Annotated in this window: 3 protein-coding genes; 1 reads left to right on the top strand and 2 read right to left on the bottom strand. The window is 44.5% G+C overall.

What is annotated here, in order from left to right; genetic code table 11:
* On the top strand, positions 1–326 hold a 326-nt coding region (locus ACS8FD_RS12950), incomplete at its 5' end, for a PLP-dependent transferase (RefSeq protein ID WP_439276203.1).
* Between the two features lie 105 nt (positions 327–431).
* On the opposite strand, the gene ACS8FD_RS12955 is transcribed toward ACS8FD_RS12950, so the two are convergent.
* Together ACS8FD_RS12955 and rsmI are read right to left on the bottom strand one after the other, a co-directional pair.
* A complete protein-coding gene (locus tag ACS8FD_RS12955) occupies positions 432–1,454 on the bottom strand; it encodes an adenosine kinase (protein ID WP_439263493.1) in 1,023 nt (340 codons plus the stop codon).
* 52 nt (positions 1,455–1,506) lie between these two features.
* A complete protein-coding gene (gene rsmI, locus ACS8FD_RS12960) occupies positions 1,507–2,442 on the bottom strand; it encodes a 16S rRNA (cytidine(1402)-2'-O)-methyltransferase (RefSeq protein WP_439263491.1) in 936 nt (311 codons plus the stop codon).
* Positions 2,443–2,512 lie beyond the last annotated feature (70 nt).

Below are 2,512 nucleotides of genomic sequence, written 5' to 3' on the forward strand. Positions count from 1 at the left end.
GCTTGCCCGATCATTCTGAGCACAAGCTTGCCAAAAAATATATGAAAGGCACACCATCTGCTATTTTGACTTTCGGAGTAAAAGGTGGTCTTGAAGCAGGGACACGCTTTATTGATGCGTTGCAGCTGATCACGCGCTTGGTCAATATCGGCGATGCAAAGTCTTTGGCCTGTCATCCAGCGACGACGACGCATCGTCAGCTAAACGAGCAAGAATTGGAGCAAGCGGGCGTTAGTAATGACATGGTGCGGTTGTCTATCGGTATCGAACACATTGAGGATATAAAAGCAGATCTGGCACAGGCATTAGCGTCAGCCTCTGTTTAAAAACAGTTCGTCACCCAAAAAAGCCCATATCATCATGATATAGGCTTTTTTATTGATCTAACGGTATGGGCTCTATAGTGGACTAACAATGTCAACAACGCTTATCTAGGCGACCAGTACTCGGCAAGCAATGTCTTTGTAGTCTTGGGAGTCGAGTCGCGGACCAAACTGTTGAATGACTTGACTGGCGACTTCGCTGGCAAGACGACCACATTCCGGTAGGCTATATTGCTGTGAGAGGGCGTATAAGAATGCACCTGCATAGTTATCACCGGCTCCATTTGTATCAATTACATTGGTCACTTTGGGCGTTGGTACTTCATGAATAATAATGTCGCTGTTTTTTTCTTCGGGCTTACAAGCGATGATTGCACCATTAGCCCCATCAGTAACCACGGCTATCTGACAGTATTCAAGCAGTCCACGTGCTGAAGCTTTGAGTTGTTTTTTTCCAGTAAACAGTCGGGCTTCTTCACTATTACAGAATATTACGGCAACTTTGTTACCCAGCATATTAAGTAAACCTTCTTTTGCAAACTTCACCACCGCTGGATCGGCAAAGCTGACTGCAATTTTGGCATCATGAATCCCTGCTTGTTGACGGAGCTGGGTCATGGCAGGTTGAATGCTCTCAGACATCGCCAAGTAGCCTTCTAAATATAGCCAGTCTGATTGTGTTAGTGCGTCAAAATCAACATTATCAGCAGTGATATCACTGGATGTACCAAGATAGGTTTGCATCGTACGTTCACCGTCATGGGTGACAGCGACCACACAAGAGCCTGTCACGCCGCCTTCATGTACTGACTTAGATGAGGTTGCCACGCCTGCTTGGTTTAAATCTTTTAGATAAAATGTGCCTTGGATATCGTCACCTATACGACAAGCGTAAAAAGGTTTACCGCCTAAACTTGCAAAAGTAAACATAGTATTAGCAGCTGAGCCACCACCCGCTTGTTTTGATAGCTTAATGTTTGCCAGTTTTAAAAATGCCAGTACTTGCTGCTGCTCCTCAAGACCTGCCAAAGTCATATTGCCTTTGGTCAGCTCAGTCTCTTCCAATGCCTCATCACTTAGCACGAATTCATAGTCAACCAAGGCATTACCTATCGCCATCACATCGTACATGTATTATCTCTCCCTTTTTAATATTAAAATAAAATAGCCATTCAATTGATTGCTAAGCTTGCAGCTCAAGAAGGCGCTGGTACAAAGCGTTCTTTTTGACACCTGTAATATCAGCAGCTAAAGACGCCGCTTTTTTGACGGACATGTCTTCTAGTAAACGCTGCAATAGTTTGTCATGGACACTGATATCGTCGTCCTGTACGACGCTGACTCCTGCAATGACCACAACTATTTCACCACGCCGCTGATTATCATCGGCTTTAACAAAGTCAACAAGACTTCTAAGGGTCGTTTTATATACGGTCTCAAAAGTTTTGGTCAGCTCACGACAGTAGGTTACTTCGCGCTCAGCACCAAATACTTCTACCATATCTTCTAAGCTTGCCACAATACGATGCGGTGCCTCATAAAATATGAGTGTCTCAGGACGTGATTTCAACGCAGATAGCTGCTTTTGGCGACCATGCGTTTTTGCAGGCAAAAAGCCAATAAAGCTAAAGCGATCAGAAGGTAGTCCGGCGACTGACAGCGCGGCAATCGCAGCTGAGGCACCGACAATAGGCGATACTTTGACATCAGCTGCATGCGCAGCCTGCACCAACTGATAACCTGGATCGCTGACCAGTGGCGTGCCTGCATCGCTAATTAAAGCGACCGAATGCCCTTGTTGGATCATCTCGATAATTTTGGGCGTTTGGATAGCGCTGTTGTGTTCATGATATGCCCACAGCTTATTATGTCCGCGATTTTTATTGTCTGCTGTGGCATCAATATTGTCAATTTTATTAACAGGCTTATCATTGGTATTGTCGCCTTTGGTGTCGATACCAAAATGCGCCAATAGTTTCCCTGAAGTGCGAGTGTCTTCACAGGCAATAATAGCTACATGTTTTAAAGTTTCAATTGCATGCGGCGTCATATCGCTTAAATTACCAATTGGAGTAGCAACGATATACAGACAAGCTGGCATCGCAGTAGGGGTAGACATGAAGACCTCGCAAATGTGATGTTGAATACCTAAAAGTAGTTAGTTTATCATGTTGTGCTATGATAAATCT

The organism is Psychrobacter sp. 1U2, from assembly GCF_051847575.1.

Coding starts and splice junctions, on each gene's coding strand:
- rsmI (WP_439263491.1), bottom strand. CDS start 2,442: ATGTCTACCCCTACTGCGATGCCAGCTTGTCTGTATATCGTTGCTACT.
- ACS8FD_RS12955 (WP_439263493.1), bottom strand. CDS start 1,454: ATGTACGATGTGATGGCGATAGGTAATGCCTTGGTTGACTATGAATTC.